This window comes from Rhizobium sp. PEPV16, from assembly GCF_008919455.1.
Taxonomy (GTDB): Bacteria; Pseudomonadota; Alphaproteobacteria; order Rhizobiales; family Rhizobiaceae; genus Rhizobium; species Rhizobium leguminosarum_Q.
In genome coordinates this window covers 11,394-30,103 of record NZ_VSZV01000350.1, presented here as the reverse complement: position 1 = coordinate 30,103, position 18,710 = coordinate 11,394, and the positions used below count along the sequence as shown (strand labels likewise).

The 18,710-nt window shown below is 61.8% G+C and carries 18 protein-coding genes and 1 pseudogene; 12 read left to right on the top strand and 7 right to left on the bottom strand.

Annotation, left to right across the window (positions count from 1 at the left end; genetic code table 11):
- The first annotated feature begins 8 nt into the window (after window positions 1-8).
- Entirely contained in the window at window positions 9-749 is a 741-nt protein-coding gene (locus FY112_RS30420; RefSeq protein WP_151520002.1) for a hypothetical protein, read from the top strand.
- Here FY112_RS30420 and FY112_RS30415 read toward each other — a convergent pair.
- Window positions 724-1,479: a DeoR/GlpR family DNA-binding transcription regulator gene (locus FY112_RS30415; RefSeq protein ID WP_151520001.1), complete on the bottom strand. Its 756-nt coding sequence runs from the start codon at window positions 1,477-1,479 to the stop codon at window positions 724-726. The two genes, FY112_RS30420 and FY112_RS30415, sit on opposite strands and share 26 nt — an antisense overlap.
- A gap of 140 nt (window positions 1,480-1,619) precedes the next feature.
- Between FY112_RS30415 and FY112_RS30410 the strand changes: the two genes are divergently transcribed.
- Window positions 1,620-1,976 carry a hypothetical protein gene (locus FY112_RS30410; RefSeq protein ID WP_017990746.1) on the top strand — a complete coding sequence of 119 codons (357 nt, stop codon included), beginning with the start codon at window positions 1,620-1,622 and terminating at the stop codon, window positions 1,974-1,976.
- 357 nt (window positions 1,977-2,333) lie between these two features.
- Window positions 2,334-2,954 (top strand): glutathione S-transferase family protein, encoded by a 621-nt coding sequence (locus FY112_RS30405; protein ID WP_151520000.1) that lies wholly within the window; start codon window positions 2,334-2,336, stop codon window positions 2,952-2,954.
- On the opposite strand, the gene FY112_RS30400 is transcribed toward FY112_RS30405, so the two are convergent.
- Together FY112_RS30400 and FY112_RS30395 are read right to left on the bottom strand one after the other, a co-directional pair.
- Window positions 2,939-3,304 (bottom strand): MmcQ/YjbR family DNA-binding protein, encoded by a 366-nt coding sequence (locus FY112_RS30400; protein WP_151519999.1) that lies wholly within the window; start codon window positions 3,302-3,304, stop codon window positions 2,939-2,941. The genes FY112_RS30405 and FY112_RS30400 overlap by 16 nt on opposite strands.
- A 38-nt stretch (window positions 3,305-3,342) precedes the next feature.
- Complete coding sequence (locus tag FY112_RS30395; protein ID WP_151520052.1) at window positions 3,343-3,540, bottom strand: hypothetical protein; 198 nt, start codon at window positions 3,538-3,540, stop codon at window positions 3,343-3,345.
- Window positions 3,541-3,713: 173 nt separating this feature from the next.
- Here FY112_RS30395 and FY112_RS30390 point away from each other — a divergent pair, with 173 nt between their 5' ends.
- Window positions 3,714-4,610, top strand: coding sequence for a LysR substrate-binding domain-containing protein (locus FY112_RS30390; protein WP_151519998.1), 897 nt, complete (start codon window positions 3,714-3,716; stop codon window positions 4,608-4,610).
- 3 nt (window positions 4,611-4,613) lie between these two features.
- Here the strand turns inward: FY112_RS30390 and FY112_RS30385 are convergent, their stop codons facing one another.
- Window positions 4,614-5,279, bottom strand: coding sequence for a glutathione S-transferase family protein (locus FY112_RS30385; RefSeq protein ID WP_151519997.1), 666 nt, complete (start codon window positions 5,277-5,279; stop codon window positions 4,614-4,616).
- A gap of 289 nt (window positions 5,280-5,568) precedes the next feature.
- On the opposite strand from FY112_RS30385, the gene FY112_RS38195 reads away from it, so the two are divergent.
- Window positions 5,569-5,808, top strand: coding sequence for a hypothetical protein (locus FY112_RS38195; protein WP_065279281.1), 240 nt, complete (start codon window positions 5,569-5,571; stop codon window positions 5,806-5,808).
- A gap of 17 nt (window positions 5,809-5,825) precedes the next feature.
- A complete protein-coding gene (locus FY112_RS30375) occupies window positions 5,826-6,290 on the top strand; it encodes a YbhB/YbcL family Raf kinase inhibitor-like protein (protein ID WP_151519996.1) in 465 nt (154 codons plus the stop codon).
- A 35-nt stretch (window positions 6,291-6,325) separates the two neighbouring features.
- Here the strand turns inward: FY112_RS30375 and FY112_RS30370 are convergent, their stop codons facing one another.
- Entirely contained in the window at window positions 6,326-7,693 is a 1,368-nt protein-coding gene (locus tag FY112_RS30370) for a TIGR03808 family TAT-translocated repetitive protein (protein WP_151520051.1), read from the bottom strand.
- A gap of 286 nt (window positions 7,694-7,979) precedes the next feature.
- On the opposite strand from FY112_RS30370, the gene FY112_RS30365 reads away from it, so the two are divergent.
- Window positions 7,980-10,277: an EAL domain-containing protein gene (locus tag FY112_RS30365; protein ID WP_017959544.1), complete on the top strand. Its 2,298-nt coding sequence runs from the start codon at window positions 7,980-7,982 to the stop codon at window positions 10,275-10,277.
- A 35-nt stretch (window positions 10,278-10,312) separates the two neighbouring features.
- Here FY112_RS30365 and FY112_RS30360 read toward each other — a convergent pair whose 3' ends face one another.
- The gene (locus FY112_RS30360; protein WP_017959545.1) at window positions 10,313-11,035 is read right to left on the bottom strand and encodes a LuxR family transcriptional regulator; all 723 of its coding nucleotides are present in this window, start codon (window positions 11,033-11,035) and stop codon (window positions 10,313-10,315) included.
- Between the two features lie 479 nt (window positions 11,036-11,514).
- On the opposite strand from FY112_RS30360, the gene FY112_RS30355 reads away from it, so the two are divergent.
- Window positions 11,515-13,305 carry a PAS domain-containing methyl-accepting chemotaxis protein gene (locus FY112_RS30355; protein ID WP_151519995.1) on the top strand — a complete coding sequence of 597 codons (1,791 nt, stop codon included), beginning with the start codon at window positions 11,515-11,517 and terminating at the stop codon, window positions 13,303-13,305.
- 248 nt (window positions 13,306-13,553) lie between these two features.
- Window positions 13,554-14,240, top strand: a complete 687-nt coding sequence (locus tag FY112_RS30350; protein ID WP_245512223.1) for a GGDEF domain-containing protein — start codon at window positions 13,554-13,556, stop codon at window positions 14,238-14,240.
- A 57-nt stretch (window positions 14,241-14,297) separates the two neighbouring features.
- On the opposite strand, the gene FY112_RS30345 is transcribed toward FY112_RS30350, so the two are convergent.
- Window positions 14,298-15,269 (bottom strand): glycerophosphodiester phosphodiesterase family protein, encoded by a 972-nt coding sequence (locus FY112_RS30345; protein ID WP_131630561.1) that lies wholly within the window; start codon window positions 15,267-15,269, stop codon window positions 14,298-14,300.
- 111 nt (window positions 15,270-15,380) lie between these two features.
- On the opposite strand from FY112_RS30345, the gene FY112_RS30340 reads away from it, so the two are divergent.
- The 3 genes and pseudogenes from FY112_RS30340 to FY112_RS30325 all read left to right on the top strand — a co-directional run.
- Window positions 15,381-16,187, top strand: coding sequence for an alpha/beta hydrolase (locus FY112_RS30340; RefSeq protein ID WP_017959549.1), 807 nt, complete (start codon window positions 15,381-15,383; stop codon window positions 16,185-16,187).
- Window positions 16,188-16,275: 88 nt separating this feature from the next.
- Window positions 16,276-17,286 carry a ligase-associated DNA damage response exonuclease gene (locus tag FY112_RS30335; RefSeq protein WP_017959550.1) on the top strand — a complete coding sequence of 337 codons (1,011 nt, stop codon included), beginning with the start codon at window positions 16,276-16,278 and terminating at the stop codon, window positions 17,284-17,286.
- A 280-nt stretch (window positions 17,287-17,566) separates the two neighbouring features.
- Window positions 17,567-18,710: pseudogene (locus tag FY112_RS30325) on the top strand (cisplatin damage response ATP-dependent DNA ligase); the annotation flags it as partial.

Genomic DNA, 18,710 nt, shown 5'->3' with positions numbered 1-18,710 from the left:
GGCAGGGCATGTTTGCAGGCCGCTATCTCTGGTGGATGCTGATGGGGATCGGCATCTTCATGTTCGCCGCGCTGAGCCTCGATTATATCACCTGGCTCACGATCCAGCTGTCCGGCTGCGGCGATATGTCCGGCGCCTGCGAGCCGGTTCTCCGGCTGATATCGGGCATGTTGAAACCCGCCTGCATCTGGGCTGCGATCGGCATGCTCTTCATGGCGACGCTGCTCCGTCTTCACACTCTCTCGCTCATCTGGTTCTGGGGGCCGATCGTCGCCATCTGGTTCGTCGCTTCCACGCCGATCCTGCTTTTCCTGGCGCCGGATGCAGTGGCTCTGACGCAGCCCGCCACCCTGGCGGCGCTGCCCGTCGCCTTCCTGTTTCTGGCGGCCCTCGTCGCCTATCTCGTGATTGCCGTCGAGGATGGCGACAGGCTGCCGCTTGCAGCCTCCGTGCCCTTGCACCTCACACTCCGCCTGACGGCGGTCTACGGCGCTCTTGCCGGTGCGGCCTTTATGCCGGAACTGTCGCGGATCGCCCGGACCCTGCTCGACATGCCGGCACTTTCCGTCGTCATCGCGCTGGCGCAACCCTATCTGCAGACGGTGCTCACCCTTGGAACCGGCAGCATGGCGCCGGCCTATGCCGTGCTGGCGGCCTTCATCGCGGCCCTTGCCGCAAGTCTCCTGCCACATGCTGCAGCACCACAGCCCTCTCGCAGCACCATCATGCTGCGGCGATTGCGCCGTTGAGGTCGCGATAGGGTTTCAGCCGTTCGGCCGTCATCTCCATGGGCACGATCAGCCCCGCCACCTCGGAAATGCCAAGCACCGGGCAGGGCGAGACGAGGTCGAACTTCTCCTCGGTCAGCAGCACATGCGTTTCAGCCGAGCAGCGGGCGATATGCCGTTTGATCGCCGCTTCCTCGAAATCGCCGGTTGAAAGCCCGTGCACGGGATGCGCTGCGGTGACGCCGAGGAAGAAGAGATCGGGGCGCAGCAGCGAGATCGCCGCCATGGCCGCTGCCCCCGTTGCCACCATCGAATGTTTGTAGAGCCGCCCGCCGGTGAGGATCACCTCGGCTGTCGGGTGGTGTTCGAGTTCAGCGGCGATGGTCGGGCTGTGGGTTGCAACCGTCAGCGGCATGTCGCGCGGCAAGTGCCTGGCGACCTCCGCCGTCGTCGTGCCGCCGTCGAGGAAGATCATCTGTCCGGGCTTCACCATCGCCGCCGCCGCCGCGCCAAGCCGCACCTTGATCTGCGACGAGACGCCGCGCCGCGCGGTGAAATCGGGCAGCTCTGGCGCCAGCGGCATCGCACCGCCATGCACCCGTTTCAACAATCCCTCCGCCGCCATTTCCCTTAAGTCCCGCCGGATCGTGTCTTCTGAAAGTGCGAAATCCTCAGCCACGCGCTTGGCGACCACCTGGCCGTCACGGCGCAGGATGTCGAGAATGAGGGATTTGCGTTGGGTTGTCAGCATGATCTTTCTGCACGAAATTAAACATAATAGCCCGATATTGCACGAAATGACTCGACATTCAAGAAATATCGTGCATTTTCACGAAATCCCGTGCATGAGGCCGGGAGTGCTCACGCATAAGCGGAGCGAAGGAGTGGATCATGTTGATTTTGATTGCCGGGCCTTATCGGTCCGGAACGGGTGATGACCCGGAAAAGATGGCCGCCAACCTGAAGCGGCTGGAAGCGCCTTCGCACGCGCTGTTTGAAGCCGGCCATGTGCCGATGATCGGCGAATGGGTGGCCCTGCCGATCTGGCACGCCGCCGGCGGCCGGTCGGTCGGCGACACACTCTACGAAGAGATCTTCCACCCGGTCGCCGGCCGGCTGCTGCAGCTCTGCGAGGGCGTGCTGCGCCTGCCCGGCGATTCCAAGGGAGCGGACAACGACGTGCGCATCGCTAGGGAACGCGGCATCCCGGTCTGGCACCGGTTGGAAGACGTGCCGGGCTGCGGGTGATCGGATTGCTTGCCCGCGCTTTGCCCTTCGCTTACGCTCAGCGCATTCGCGGCTTTGCCGCTCACCCCCTCAACCGACCCTTCGGGCCACCTTCTCCCCGCTGGGGAGAAGAGGGAGCAAGCCGATTGCCCTCGTTTCAACAGACGCTTGGAAGTGAGGCGCTGCCACGAATCTCTTCTCCCCAGCGGGGAGAAGGTGCCGGCAGGCGGTTGAGGGGGCTGCACGGCACACCATTCATTGCCCTTCGCTCGCGCTCAACGCACCTCACTTGTCCCGATGGACGTCAAAACCCAATCTCACCAGTTCCGACGCGCGCACCGCTGCGCTATAACCCTTGCCGAAAGGGAGTCGAAACCAATGCTGACACTCTACTACGCGCCGGGAAGCTGCGCGCTCGCAAGCCTTATTGCCCTGGAAGAATCCGGCCTGGCCTTCGATGTCAGGAAGATTAGTCTCCGCGACGGCGAGCAGCGCTCGCCGGATTATCTGCAGATCAACCCGAAAGGCCGTGTGCCGGCACTTGTCACCGAGCGCGGCGTGCTGACGGAAACGCCGGCGATCCTGACTTATATCGCCCAGAGCGCGCCGGCCGCCAAGCTGGCGCCGCTTGACGATGCCTTCGAATTTGCCAGGCTCCAGTCCTTCAACAGCTATATCTGCTCGACCGTGCATGTGAACCATGCCCACCGCCCGCGCGGCTCGCGCTGGGCCGACGAGCCGGCGGCAATCGAGGCGATGAAGGCCAAGGTGCCGCAGAATATGGCCGATTGTTTCACGCTGATCGAGCAGACGATGTTCGAAGGCCCATGGGTGATGGGCGAGGCCTATTCGCTCGCCGATCCCTACCTCTTCGTCATGACCGACTGGCTGCCGTCCGACGGCGTCGATCCCACCCGCTTCGAAAAGGCGAGCGACCACCACGCCCGCATGCTGCAGCGCCCCGCCGTCCAGCGGGCGCTGGCCTATGATCGGGCCTGATCCTTAAATCCGGCGACAAGCTTCTTCGGCGCCCGGAACAGCCAGGCGCCGATCAGCCGCAGCCGCAATTCCTCGTCGCCGATCACGGCGGCGCGCACAGGCAAATGCGGCCAGCCGACATAATGATCGGTTTGAAAATAGACGTCAGGCGCCATCTCCAGCAGGTGATCCTTGTCGTCGAGCGAAATCGAGATCACGATCGTCTCGGCATTCTTCACCGCAACGAAGCTCTTGCCGCCGACCTTCAGCGCCGGATTGCCATAGGAGGTACTCTCCTCGACATCAGGCAGCCCGGCTTCCGCCGCCAGCCGCTTCAGGCGTTCGAAGATCGCATCGACATCGCCGGCCATGGTTCCGCCCTTTCTGCCAGGGCGAACCTACCATATTTTCACGCGCATTTCGCCAGCGGCGGCTTGGCCTCTGCCTGGAAACCGGCCTGCATCCCGAGCGGCAGATCGGCGATTTCGCGCATCGACATGCGCTCGACCTCGGGATGCCGCAACGGATCGTCCTTCCAGGCGGCATCGGCAATTTCCGCATTGCCCAGATGAAGGACGGGCCTCAAGAAAAACTTCAGCAACGACATGGCATACCTCGCTTTCTTAAGTGGCGCGGACGTGATCGCGCAGCGGTTTTTCGCCTCTGCCATCCCATCCGTCCGCGCAATTACGTTCGAATGGATTGCCTATGCTTGCAATGTCGGCCTCAACAGGCAGATTTTCAATTGAGAATAACGCTGAGGCGCTATAGAAAAACTACATGAAGAACTTGAACATGGTCCATCTCAACGGCCTGCGGGCGCTGGAAGCCGTCGGCCGTCTCGGCTCATTGCAGGCCGCTGCCGATGAACTCGGCGTCTCGGTCGGCGCCGTCAGTCAGCAGGTGATCAAGGCCGAAGCCCAACTCGGTCAGGTGATCTTCGAGCGCACCGCCAGAGGCATGGTCGCCACCGAAGCCGGCCGGCCGGTGCTTCTGGCGCTGGACGAGGGTTTTGCCCGTCTTTCGGCGGCGGTGTCGATCGCCAGCCGCAAGGACGATACGATTCTGACGATCTCGGTGGCGCCGGTTTTCGCCGCCCGCTGGCTCGTCTGCCGGCTCGATCGCTTCGCCGAGCGGCATCCCGACATCAAGCTCCGGCTGGATGCGACGACCAATCTCGTCAATCCGGCGCTTTGCGACGTCGATATTGGCATCCGCGTCGGCAACGGCAAGTGGCCTGACGTGAAGGCCGAACTGTTATTGGCACAGGAGGTCTTTCCCGTCTGCTCCCCCGAGATGGCGGCGAATTTGAAGGAACCCGCCGATATCCTCGCACTGCCTGCCATCATCGATGGCCGCGCCATGTTTACCTGGGAGGTCTGGATGCGCGAGGCCGGACTATCCGGCGCCACCCTTTCGACCCGCCACGTCTTCAACGATGCCTCGCTCTGCCTCGATGCGGCGATCGCCGGTCAGGGCGTCATGCTGGCCTGGCAGACCCTTGCCGGCTTCGCGCTCGTCGAGGGCCGGCTCGTCGCCCCCTTCGGCATTCGCGCCCGCACCGGCTTCGGTCACTACTTCGTCACCGCCGAAGGCACACGCGAGCCGAAGAAGGTCAAGGATTTCAAGGCCTGGATCCGCGAGGAAATGGCCGGCACGTTGGCGCTTTTCAAGTAGTTTTCAAACCTCGACCGGCTCCTTGGCCCGGGTCGCCTGCATCGCCTTATAGGCCGGGCGGGACTGGCAGCGCTCGATCCAGGCTTTGATATGGGGATGTGCTTCAAAAAGCGCCTCTTCACTCTGGGCGTAGCGCAGCACCTCGGCGATGTTGACATCGGCGACGGTGAAGCGGTCGCCGACGATCCATTGCCGGCCGTGAAGATGGCTTTCGAGAGCCGCCAGCGGCCTGCGCAGCAGGCGACAGGCGACGGCGATTATCTGCTTGCCGTCTTCACTGTTTTCGAGCCCGTCATCGTAAGTGAGCACGATCTTCACCGTCTGCGGTTCGACCTGCGACGCCGCCCAGACCGTCCACATTGTCAGCAATCCGTCTTCTTCGACGGTTTGCCCGCCAAGCGGTCCGCCATATTTGCGCGCGAGGTAGAGGTTGATGGCGAGCGACTCGTGCATGACGAACTCGCCGTCCCTGATGCTGGGAATCTGCGCCATCGGATTGACGGCAGCGAAGTCAGGCGAGTGCGTGTTAAGCGCCGCCTCCGGCGCCAGCGGATCTGCGAGCCGCCTTGCCTGCAGCACTGGCACCGACCGGAATTCGAGCCCAAGCTCCTCGGCCATCCAGTAGACACGCGATGCGCGCGAGCGATAGACCCCGTAGACTGTCAGCATGATGAATATCCCCCTCGATATTTGTCCAGGAGAGCGTAAATGCTGGATCGGGTTGCGAAAAGTCCCTGCCGCTAATGGGATGATGAAAGCTTTTGATGCGAGAGCTCGGACCGACCGCGGCTCAGTTCAGATGCACTTCCCCCGCCCGCAAAGATCAAAGCACAATTCCTGCAGTTTCGTAGGAACAATGGCAACGCCAGCGGGTTCGACTCGGAGATTGGAACCCCCAAGGTGTCCACAGCGATCAACCGCACCCCAAAACATACACCTGCAACGAAAGGAGAATGTCATGACGGGGAAGAAGACGCATGAACAGCAGCTTCGCATCATCGAAAAACGCGAGAAAACCGCCAATGCCGACGAGGCCTTCGACGCAGCGGCGGATCTGCACCGCAATGAACAGGCGAAAGAAGCTTATCGAAAAGGAAGCGATCTGAAGACCGGCACCGATTCCGGAAACGAGGATCGGAGCATTGTGCGCGGCCGCAATCAGGAAAGCGGGCATAAAAAGGGAAGCGGTCGCCCCTGAGAGGGAAGGAGAACGTCATGGCTTTGACATTGATCAGCAAAGCTTTTGCCCAAGACCAGCCGATCCCTGCGAAATATGCGCGAACGGGCGAGAACCTCTTCCCGCCGCTGGCCTGGAGCGGCGCTCCTGACAAAACCAGGAGCTTCGCTCTGGTGGTCGAGGATCCGGACGCCCCTCATGGCACGTTCCGCCATTGCGGGATCGCCAACATCCCGGCTGAGTGGACTGCTCTTGACGAAAGTGCCGATACGGCGCCGGAGCACGCGCCGCGATTCTATCAGAATGATTTCGGCCACGCCCGTTATGACGGCCCGCAACCGCCGCCCGGCGATCCCCCGCATCGCTATATCTTCCGCCTCGCTGCTCTCGACGTGCCGACACTTTCGATTCCCGATGCCGCCGGCATAGGCGTGATGTGGGCAGAGGCAAAGAAACACACATTGGAGGAAGCGACCGTCACCGGCACCTATCAGGCGCGATAACCGATGGAAATTGACCGTGGATGACGACGTGCTCCTCAGGAGACGCGGTTCCGCTCGACGGTGAGTTGCGCATAGGGCGTGCCGCCGCCCGCCATCTCGCCGGAGACCTTCTTATCCCATTGGAATCCTAAAACCGCCCCTTCGGCGGTCTCCTGGAAGATGTTGTCGGTGATGACGGCGGTCCCGGCGCCATCGGCGACCGAAACCGCGCATCCCACAGGCGCCTTGCGCACCACATTGCCTGTCACAACGACGTTGCGCAGATAAGGACCCCAGCCGATCTGCAGCCCCCAGCGCGGCGCGCCCTCGATCACATTGCCTGAAATCAGCGTATCGGCCTCCGCCGCGATGCCGATGCCGAAGCCGACCTCGTGCTGATAGGGGCCTTTTAGCGTCAGGTTGCGCACGACATTGCCGGTGACGCTTGCCAGCCTGCCGCCCTCGTCGAAATTGGCGATCGAGATGCCGTTTGCCGCCCCGTCGATCATGTTGGCGGAAACGACGGCGCCCTCGAAGGCGAATTCGACGTAGATCGCCGTCTCGCCGGAACGCCGGCACTGATTGCTGCTGATCTGGATGTTCGAGGCCGAATTGGCGCGGATCGCTGTAAAGGCGCAATCGGAGATCTGGTTGTTCACCACCATCACGCCGTCGGCGCGGAAGATGTTGATGCCGTTGCCGTTTTGCCCGGTGCCGCCGTCATTGGCGCGGATGTTGGAGATGCGGTTGCCGGAGACGACAGTGCCGTCCTCCGCCTTCTTCCAGCGGTGCACCAGGATACCGCCATTGCCGCAATCCGAGACCGTGTTGCCGGTGACCGAGAGGTTGGTGGAATCCACCGCGTAAAGCCCGGATTGGGCAGCTCCCGAGATGCGGCTGCGCTCGATCCGCCCGCCGCAGCGCTCCAGTTGCAGCCCGTGCTTGCGGCTGCCGCCGATCTCGCAATTGTCGATCAGCACCTCGTCGACGCCGGTAAATTGCAAAAGTCCGCCGGCATAGTCGCCGAGCCAGCGGTTGCCGCCGTCGATGACGAGATTGGAAAGCTCGATCCGCCGCACCTTCTCGGCCGCAAACAGGTGGCCTTCGCCGGTATAGACGATCCGCGAGGCGCCGGGCACACCAGTGATGCGCGTATTGTCCGGCAAAGTGAGATCGGAGACCCGGTAGGTGCCGGGTGGCAGGAAGACCGGCACGTTCTCGCGCGCCGCCTGTTCTATCATCTGCTGCAGGTTGCGGGTCTTGCGGTTGCCGCTTTCGGGAATGGCGCGATATTCCACCGCGTCGATCGCCCCGCGCAGATCGGGCTGAGCGGCTGCCGTCAGCGGCGAGGCAAGGGCGCGCGATGCCCCTCCCGCAACGGCCGAGGCAGCGAGGAATAGAAGCATATCGCGGCGTGAGGGCATCCGGGGATCACTTGTCATAACGCGCCCGTAGCAGGAAACGTGCCAATCATAACGCGCCCGTAGCAGGAAACGTGCCAAGCGCGCAGTATTCTTTTGGCACAAGCTTGGCAACGGCGGGCGAAATTGCCGTTATGGCCGAGGCCGACGGCAGGATATCGCCGCTTATATTGTCGTCTTGTTCACCCTTTCATTTAAGCAAGCCGAAGGAAATGAGGACTACTTTTAAGGGAATTTCTTTGATGACGGGTGCGGGATACGGCCTTCGGCCGGCGGGGAGAATGGCGGCATGTACGAACCGAGTGCCAGGCGATGGGAATCAGCCGATGCCCTGACGGCCGAAACGCGGCGTATCGTCGCCGCGACGGAGGCAATGATGGCATCGACCGCCCACCACCTTTCCGAGGGCATCGAGAATCTGCGCCTCAAGGAAATCGTCCACGAACTTCCGGATTTTCTCTACGTCAAGGATCGTGACAGCCGCTTCGTCTTCGCCAATGCCGTCACCGCCAGCAGCCTTGGTCTGGAGCGCGCTGCGCTGATCACCGGCAAGCGCGATTTCGACCTGTTCGATTTCGAGACGGCGCTCCACCATTTCGATATCGAACAGCAGATCATGACGACGGGTGAAGCCCGCATCGACATGGAGGAATCCTACGTCCTTCCCGGCAGCAGAAGACCGATATGCCGGCTGACCTCGAAGATACCGCTGCGCAACGATCGCGGCGAGATCGTCGGCCTGATCGGCGTTTCCCGTGATATCACCGAACGCAAGCGCCAGGAGGATCTGCATCGCGGCCAGGCGAGCCTGCTCGAAATGATTGCCCGCAACGAGCCGTTGCCGATGATCCTCGAGGCGCTCGTGCTGATGATCGAGGAGCAACTGACAGGGATCGACGGATCGGTGCTGCTGCTCGACAGCGAGGGCACCAGGCTCTATCACGGCGCGTCTCCCAATCTGCCCGGCGGCTACAGCCGCCTCATCGATGGTGTCACGATCGGTCCCAAGGTCGGCTCCTGCGGCACCGCCGCGTGGCGCGGTCAGACCGTGATCGTCGAGGATGTGATGAGCGATCCGCTCTGGGAGGATTTTCGCGCGTTGATCGCCCCGTTCGGGTTCCGCTCCTGCTGGTCGACGCCGATCGCCACCTCGCAGAACAATGTGCTGGGCACGTTCGCGCTCTACTCCAGGGAAGTCCGCCGTCCCACCGAGCACGAGATGACGCTGGTGGCGCTCGCCACCCATATCGCCGGCATCGCCATCGAGCGCAAACGTGTCGACGACCGCATTCATTTCATGGCCCATCATGATGATCTGACGGGCCTGCCGAACCGCGCCTTCCTGAAGGAGCGGCTGGCGAGTATCCTCGACCAGGCCCGGCGCAACAATCGCAAGGTGACCGTCGCCTATATCGATCTCGACAATTTCAAGAACATCAATGACGGCCGCGGCCACGCCGCCGGCGACGAGGTGCTGAAGGAGATTGCCGCCCGCATGGCCAATAGCGTCAGGGCGTCGGATATGGTGGTGCGTCTCGGCGGCGACGAATTCCTCGTGGTGCTCGTCCACCAGTCGAGCCACGATGCCGGCATCACCCGCCGCCTTCGCGAGCTGCAGAAGGCGATCAACCGGCCGATCCGCGGCGCCGACGGCGAGATCACCGTCACCTCGAGCATCGGCGTTGCCGCCTTCCCCTTCGATGGCGCAACCTCGGAAGAGCTTCTCGCCAATGCCGACCGCGCCATGTACCGCGCCAAGGAACTCGGCCGCAACACATTGCAACATCACGAGGGCGGCAGCACGCCCGTCGGAATGCCGCTTGGCGAGCACGAGGAATTGCACCAGGCGATCACCGGCGACCAGCTGTTCCTGCAATACCAGCCGCAGGTCGATGTCGCCACCGGCCGCATCACCGGGCTCGAGGCGCTGGTGCGCTGGAACCATCCGGCAAAGGGCAGGGTGCCGCCGGTCAATTTCATTCCGCTCGCCGAAGAGACCGGCCTGATCGTCCCCCTCGGTCTCTGGGTGCTGAACGAGGCTTGCCGCCAGGCGCGTCTTTGGCAAGACATGGGCCTGCCGCCGCTGACGATCGCCGTCAACGTATCGGCCAAGCAGTTCGCCGATCCGGATTTCGCAACCCATGTCGCCGAGGCGCTGGAGCGCCACCGCCTGCAGTCCCGCTGGCTGGAGCTTGAAGTCACCGAAAGCGTGGTGATGCAGAATGCCGAACGGGCGCTTGCCATGATGGAAACGCTGCGGGGGCTTGGCGTGCGCCTGTCGATCGACGATTTCGGCTCCGGCTATTCCAGCCTTGCGGCGCTGAAGACCTTCCCCTTTGACCGCCTGAAAATGGACCGCTCGCTGGTCGAGGCCCTGCCGGGCGACAAGACCGCCGTCGCCATCGCCTCGGCGGTCATTTCGCTGGCGCAGACGCTGAAGCTCTCGGTTCTCGCCGAAGGCGTCGAAACCGACGCTCAGATGGATTTCCTGCGCCAGGCGCACTGCGAGGAGGCGCAAGGCTTCCGCTTCTCCAAACCGGTCTCCCCGGAGGAGATCCCGGCATTGCTGCGGGCACGCAGTCTCTGAGCCTTATTTCATCAGCCTGCCGATCGCCTCGATCTCTAAACACGAATGATATTGAGCCGCAGAGCGCTCACGACGGCCTGCGTTCTTGTCGTACATCCGAGCTTCCTGATCGCGTTGCCGATGTGATTGTTGACCGCATTTTCTGTGAGATCGAGAAGCTTGGCAATTTCATTGCCCTTCCTGCCGCCGGCGGTCAGCCTCAGGCAGTCCAGTTCGCTCGGCGTAAACTCGATGGGCTTGTGTTTCTCGTTCAATGTCAGCTGCGAGATCCGGTCATAGATCAGTGTGGCGATGAACAGCAGCTTCGCCATTTCGATCATGCTGAAATTCCGAGATCCCGAAATCGACATGGCGCCGCGTCCACCCGCGGCATCGTGAACAGGAAAATAGGCCCCTTTTTCCATGCCGTATCGGTTGAACAGCTCGATGACCGTGGACTTCTTGCCTCCTCCACGATTGGTATTGATCGCTTCGACATCGTAGTTGAAGGGGCTGGTCGATCTCAGCATCCGGCGGATGACCGGACTGTCGACCATCAGGTTATGCGCATCATAATAATCGATCATCTCCGCCGGCCAGTTGGTGATGATCTTTGTTGCGCCTATTTCAACGAAGTCGACCGTGGGTAGCGTCATGATCAGGAAGGCAGTCATTCCCAGATCCTGAGTGAGGCCCTTCATATATTTGAAAACTTCGTAATGCGTGTTGAAGCCTGCGGCGACTTCCTCAATTCGATTGAACTCGGCCTCGAGTATCATGACTTTCTCCGATCGCCGGTCGTATCCGGCGCTTGGCGGCTGATGTGTCCACCTTATCCGCTCGTATCGGAGGTTGATTCTACACGCTCGAAGGACGGTGAAATATGCTCTTGCAGGGGAAAGACAGAAGGCCTCCGGCTGCCGGGAACACGAATATAAAGGGCAGTCTGTGCTTAACAAAGAGTAAACGTGGCTACGAATTTCCGGAGCAGGCCGAGATAAAAAAGCGCTATGTTCGCGCGCGAAATTCTCGCCGGAAGATCCTCTGCCAAAGCGACCCTTCTGGCATCTCCCATACAAATAGCTGATTCTACTTTGTTATTTTCTCGCGCGGCCGCGGTATGCAGGGGCCAGTTCTGCGATGGCCCGGTTAATGGATGCTTAAAGAATTTATCGGATTTTATTTTCAGGTTGCTCGTCCAGCGCAAGCCCGCGATGGGTCGCGGCAGTCACGCTCAGAGTTGAGTTAGGGGGAAAGCATGACGAAGATAGGATTCGGCTTCGGTTTGGATGCTAAGGCTGTACTGGCCGCGATGAGCAGGTCGCAGGCCATCATCGAATTTGACCTTACCGGCAAGATTCTAACGGCCAATGCCAATTTCTGCGCTGCGCTCGGTTACCAACTGTCCGAGATTGTCGGCCAGCACCACCGGATGTTCGTCGAGCCGGCAGAAGCCTCGTCGGCCGATTATCGCGAGTTCTGGGCAAAGCTCAGCCGGGGCGAGTTCGATCGGCGGCAATACAAGCGCATCGGCAAGGGCGGCAAGGAAATCTGGATCGAAGCCTCCTATAATCCCGTCTTCAGTGGCGGAAAACCGTATAAGGTCGTGAAGTTCGCCACCGATATCACGAAGCAGAAGCTGCAAAGCGCCGAGGATGCCGGCAAAATAAGCGCGCTTTCGCGGGCCCAGGCGGTAATCGAATTCACACCGAAAGGCGAGATTCTGACGGCGAACGAGAATTTCCTGTCGGCGCTCGGCTACCAGCTTGCCGAGATCCAGGGGCGCCACCATTCGATGTTTTGCGAGAGCGCTTACGCAAACAGCGACGATTATCAGCGGTTCTGGGAGCGTCTGTCAGGTGGCGAATTCGTGGCTGACGAGTTTATGCGCATCGGCAAGGGCGGGAAAAAGATCTATATCCAGGCCTCCTACAATCCGATCTTCGACATGAACGGCAAGGTCTTCAAGGTCGTTAAATTCGCGACTGACGTCACTGCCCGCGTCAGCAATGTCGATCAGCTCGCGGCATCCCTGACGTCCCTGTCCGCAGGGGATTTGACCCAGGAAGTCGCGACACCGTTCATTCCGACACTGGAAAAACTCCGGATCGACTTCAACGCGGCGGTGAGCAAGCTGCGCACTGCGATGCAGGTCGTGGCCCAGAACGCAACGGGCATTGCCGCCGGGGCCCAGCAGGTTCGATCCGCCTCGGACGATTTGTCGAAGCGCACGGAACAGCAGGCAGCCTCCGTCGAGGAAACAGCAGCCGCCCTTGAACAGATCACCACAACGGTCTCCGATTCCAGCAACCGCGCCCAGGAGGCCGGCCAACTGGTGCGCAGCACCCGCGAGAATGCCGAGCGCTCCGGCGCGGTGGTCCGCAACGCCGTCGATGCCATGGGAAAGATCGAGACATCGTCCGCGGAGATCGGCAATATTATCGGCGTGATCGACGAAATCGCGTTTCAGACCAATCTGTTGGCGCTGAACGCGGGCGTCGAGGCGGCACGCGCGGGCGATGCCGGCAAGGGTTTTGCGGTGGTCGCGCAAGAAGTTCGCGAGCTTGCCCAGAGATCGGCCAAAGCGGCAAAGGAGATCAAGGAGCTCATCAGCGCCTCCAACGAGCATGTGAAGAGCGGGGTGACCCTGGTCGGCGAAACCGGCAAGGCCCTGGAAGAGATCGTCGCCCAGGTTCAGCAAGTCAACGGCAATGTTCTGGCGATCGTCGAAAGTTCCAAGGAGCAGGCGACGGGATTGAAGGAAATCAACACGGCCGTAAACACCATGGACCAAGGTACGCAGCAGAATGCCGCCATGGTGGAGGAATCGACGGCCGCGGCCCATGGCCTTGCCAAAGAAGCTGATGCGCTTTTCCAGCTGCTGGGTCAGTTCAACATCGGCTGCACGGCGCAACGTCAATATCGCCCGACCGCGGTAACTGCGGCCTCCAAGCCTGTGACGTCGCCGGCCCGGGCAAGGACGGCCAAGGTGGCTGCCGCCTTTTACGGGAATGCCGCGGTTGCAGGAGGCGAGTGGGAAGAGTTCTGATCGCGCATGAGGCGGCTGGCGGTCTCGGACCCCGAGATCGGCAGTGCGCCAGCATGCCGATTTCATCAAGAAATTTACAGCAAGTTATCGTGCGTATGAGGGGGAAGATATTGTGCCCTGGCAAGTGTTGATAGGCAATGTGGCTGCGGTCTCGCTCGTTATCTCGGTGTGGATGCACCTGCACTACAAGCTCTATCGCCTTTCCAAGGTCCAGGCGAAACTTGGCTTCGGCTCGAGAACAGGAGATCATGGCGACCGGCGAATCCATCGTCGACTTCGAGGAACCGCTCGTCCAAGGGAATGGCCGGGAACGCTGGTTCCTGACGTCGAAGGGTCCCGTTGCGGAACCGCCACGGCGATCTGATCGGGCTTTCCGGCGCGCCCCGCGATGTCACCGAGAAAAGCGCCTCGTGAAGATGAAAGGGCTGGCGGACACCGACGCATTGACCGGTGTTGCCAATCGAAGAATGTTCAACGAGGCGATCGCGGAAGAGTTTGCGCGCGCGCGCCGGGCCGAATCCGCTCTCAGCCTGTTGCTGATCGATGTCGATCACTTCAAGGCCTACAACGATACCTACGGTCATCTCGAAGGAAACAATTGCCTAAGGATGATTGGGGAGGTCCTCAGGTCGATTGCCAAGCGACCCCGCGACCTCGCTGCGCGATTTGGCGGGGAGGAGTTCGCCATTCTGCTGCCCGGCACAGACAGGGATGGCGCGCTGCGGCTTGCCAAGATGCTGCGCTCGGCATTGCATCGGCGCGCAATCCCGCACAGCGAAAGCAGCAAAGCGATCGTGACGGTCAGTATCGGCGTGGCGAACATCTCAGATCGATTTGCGACGCCGTCAGAACTGGTCGCGGCCACGGACCAGGCGCTTTACGCGGCGAAGAAGCATGGCCGCGACCGTGTTGAGGCGGCCGCAGATCAAGCATGAGCGGCGTAATCTCGAAGACAGCTCGGACACGTCCTCAACGATGTCCGAGGACGAACCTCATTTCACAAGCTTACCGATTGCCTCGATCTCATTCGTCCATATTCCCGCCGCATAGTCCTCAGGCAGCCGCGCCAGTTGCGCGGGGTCATCGATGCCGGTGGAAAAATCGCTGCCGCGATAGGGGCCGAGCACGAAAACCTCGGTCCCGGCATCCGCCATCCGGTTGAGAAAACGGTCCGGCCAGCCCCAGAGCCACGGGGCGATATTGATCGGCACCAGCATCATCGCATGTTTGCATTCGTCCGGCAGCAGGCCCGTCCAGCCATAGCCGATATAGCCGGTGAGGCAGCCCTTCAGGCTCTTGCGCGAGGCGGTCTTGATATCGGGTGCCATCAGGCGGAGCACGTCGATCGGCTCGTCACCGCCATAGACGATGATCTCGGCCCGTCGCTCAGTGGAAAGCCCATTGAGCACGGCGGCGAGCTTCTCGCCCTCGGAAGGATCGCGGCTCTTGACGTTGATGAGGAAGCGCCGATTCGGAAAGGTGGACAGCACCTCGGCAAGCGTCGGCATCATGCCGATGCCCCGACCGCGGAAGGGAAAGGTCTTGCCGCCATCGGCGGTATAGCCATAGCCGATGTCGAGCCTCTTCATGTCAGCCATCGAATGCTCGCGGGTGACGCCATGCCCGTCGGTGCGGCAGTCGAGCGTCCAGTCGTGAAAAACCGCAAACTGCCCGTCCGTCGTCGGATGCACGTCGATTTCGACGATGTCGGCGCCGGCGGCAAAGCCTGCCTGCATCGACGGAAGTGTGTTTTCCAGATAGTCGTGTTTCGGCGGCAGCATGCGGCTCGCCGTACAGGTGTCGTTCTTGAGATCGGTTTCGTCGAACCGCTGGGCGATGCCGCGATGGGCAAGCAGCACCGGCTTTCCCGGCCGATGTTCGGCGAGCAGACTGGTATTGTTGAGGTAGATGCCGGCGACTGCAACCGCGATCGCCCCGGCGCAATAGAAAAGCTTCCTGCCCAAAGTTGATCCCCCTCTGGTTGCATCGACGAGCAAGTGCTAGAAAGCGATTCCGGTTGTTCTTGGGCTGTTTTCCGGCTTTTCTATGCTGCGACAACAATGAGTCTGATCGCTATGGAATTTGACGACGACGAGCTTATCCATTTCGAAGCGCACGGCGCCGCGCCGCTGCCGCCGGCGGCAGTCGACGGTCATATCGCGCATGACGGCGCCCGTATCTGGTATGCGAGCTATGGCTCTGGCCCACCCGTCATTCTGCTGCATGGCGGCCTCGGCCACAGCGGCAACTGGGGCTATCAGGTCCCGGCACTCTTGCGCCGCGGCCGCCGCGTCGTGCTTGTCGACAGCCGAGGTCATGGAAGAAGCACCCGCGATTCCCGTCCTTATAGCTATGAGCTGATGGCTTCAGATGTGCTCGCCGTCATGGACGAACTTCATCTCGACAAGGCGGCCATCATCGGCTGGAGCGACGGCGCCTGCATCGCTCTGATCCTCGCCATGGCGGCGCCGTCGCGGGTCGAGGGCGTCTTTTTCTTCGGCTGCAACATGGATCCGAGCGGCACGCGGGAATTCGTCGCGACTCCGGTCATCGACCGATGCTTCAGCCGGCACGCCAAGGACTATGCCGCATTGTCCACCACGCCGGATGATTTTAATCCCTTCGTCGAGGCGGTCAGCCTGATGATGCGGACGGAGCCGAATTATCAGGCCGCCGACTTGGGTCTGATCCGCGTGCCGGTCGCCATCGTGCTTGCCGAGCACGACGAATTCATCAAGCCAGACCATGCCGAATATCTTGCCCGCAGCATTCCGAACGCTGAGATGATCTATCTCACGGGCGTCAGCCATTTCGCGCCGCTGCAGCGGCCGTCGCAATTTAATGCCGCCGTGGAATCCTTCCTCGATGGAATAGGATCGTGACGATCGCCGCAGTTGAGCCGCGGCGCATTCGCCAGTCCCTTCTTCCTGCCCTCTGGCCTCGCGTCCATTTGCCGCTATCTCTCGTTTCATGAGACCTGATGCGCTGCTTTATCCCGCCCCCGAGGGGCTCTATTGCCCGGAAGGCGGCTTTTATGTCGATCCGGTGCGGCCCGTCGAGCAGGCGCTCGTCACCCACGGCCATTCGGACCATGCCCGCCCCGGCCATGTGAACGTGCTTGCCACCCGCCAGACGCTCGACATCATGCGCTTGCGTTACGGCGACGGTTTCTGCGCCAGCGAGCAGGCGGCAGCCTTCGGCGAGGAACTGCTGGTCAACGGCGTCAAGGTGAGCTTTCATCCTGCCGGCCATGTGCTCGGCTCCGCCCAGATCGCCATCGAGAAGAACGGCACCCGCATCGTCGTCTCCGGCGACTACAAGCGCCGCCCCGACCCGACCTGCGCCGCCTACGTGCCGGTTGCCTGCGATGTCTTCATCACCGAGGCGACCTTCGGCCTGCCGGTCTTCCATCATCCCGATCCGATGGACGAGATTGGCAAGCTTTTGGCATCGCTGCGGCAATTTCCCGAGCGGACCCATCTCGTCGGCGCCTATGCGCTCGGCAAGGCCCAGCGCGTCATCCGGCTGCTGCGCGATGCCGGTTATGCCGAACCGATCTATATCCACGGCGCCATGGAAACTCTCTGCGACTATTACATCGGGCAGGGCATCGATCTCGGGGAACTGCTGCCGGCGACAATCGAAAGCCGCGACAAATCCGCCTTCAGGGGTGCGGTCGTCATCGGCCCGTCATCGGCCTTCGCCGATCGCTGGGCCAGGCGCTTCAACGAGCCGCTGCCGGCCTTCGCCTCCGGCTGGATGATGGTGCGCCAGCGCGCCAAGCAGCTCGGCGTCGAACTGCCGCTGGTCATCTCCGATCATTGCGACTGGCCGGAACTGACGGAAACAATCCGAGAGCTGCACCCGGCCGAGGTCTGGGTAACGCATGGCCGCGAAGAGGCCCTGGTGCGCTGGTGCCAATTGCAGGGCATCAAGGCGAAGCCGCTGCATCTGGTGGGTTACGAGGATGAGGGGGATTGACGATGGAGTTTGTCGCTGAAAACCCCGCCCCAACCCCTCCCCACAAGGGGGAGGGGCTAACCCGTTGCGCCCGACGCATTTCTCGCTCCCTCATTCCTGTGCTTGTCACAGGAATCCAGCCACCGCGCGCCGGCGCGGTGAAAGACTCATGCAACGGAAAAGAGCCTCCCGCGTCCAAGGACTTGGACGCACTGGATTCCTGTGACATCCCTCGGGTCAAGCCCGAGGACAGGAATGAGGGAGTACCCCTTGGGCCTCTTCACGCCAGTGGGAGGCACCCATGAAAGCCTTCGCCGATCTCCTCGACCGCCTGGTGCTGACCCCCAGCCGCAACGGCAAGCTGAAGCTGCTGACGGACTATTTCCGCGACACGCCGGACCCGGACCGCGGCTACGGCCTTGCCGCCATCGCCGGCACGCTGGAGGTGCGCAACGTCAAGCCCGCCATGCTGCGCGAGCTGGTGCTGGAGCGCATGGATGAGGTGCTGTTTCGCTATTCCTACGACTATGTCGGCGATCTTGCCGAAACCATTTCGCTCGTCTGGGACAATGAGAGAGATATCGACCGCTCGGCCCTTGCCCAGCCGCGTCTCGGCGAGATCGTCACCGGCATGAATGCGCTCGGCCGCACCGAAGTGCGCAGCTACGTCCGCGATCTGCTCGACCGGCTGGATTCGTCCGGCCGTTTCGCCTTCATCAAGCTTGCCACCGGCGCCATGCGCATCGGCGTTTCCGCCCGCCTTGCCAAGCAGGCGCTCGCCGATCTCGGCGACAAGGACGTCACCGAGATCGAAACTCTCTGGCATGGCCTGCAGCCGCCCTATGAGACGCTGTTCGAATGGCTGGCGGGTGGCGGCGAAAAACCGGTGCTGGCCACACCGGCGATATTCCATTCAGTCATGCTCGCCAATGCGGTGGAGGAGGGGGATCTGACCAGTCTCGATCCGGCGAATTATGCCGCCGAATGGAAATGGGACGGCATCCGCGTCCAGCTCTCCCGCTCCGGCGACAGGCGCAAGATCTATTCCCGCTCCGGCGACGACATATCAGGCGCCTTTCCCGATATTCTCGACGCGATCAATTTTTCCGGCGTCGTCGACGGCGAGCTCCTGGTCGGCGGCACCGCCCGCTCCAATAGCCCGACCCGCACCTTCTCCGACCTGCAGCAGCGCCTGAACCGCAAGACGGTGACGGCAAAGATGCTTGGCGATTACCCCGCTTTCATCCGCACCTATGACCTGCTCTTCGATGGCGACGACGACGTCCGCGGCCGCACCTATGTCGATCGCCGCGACCGGCTGACCGAGATCATCGACCGCGCCCCCCATGATCGTTTCGATCTCTCGCCGCTCGTGCCGTTCTCGTCGTGGGAAGAGCTCGATACTCTGCGCGCCGCCCCGCCCGATCCGGTCATCGAAGGCGTGA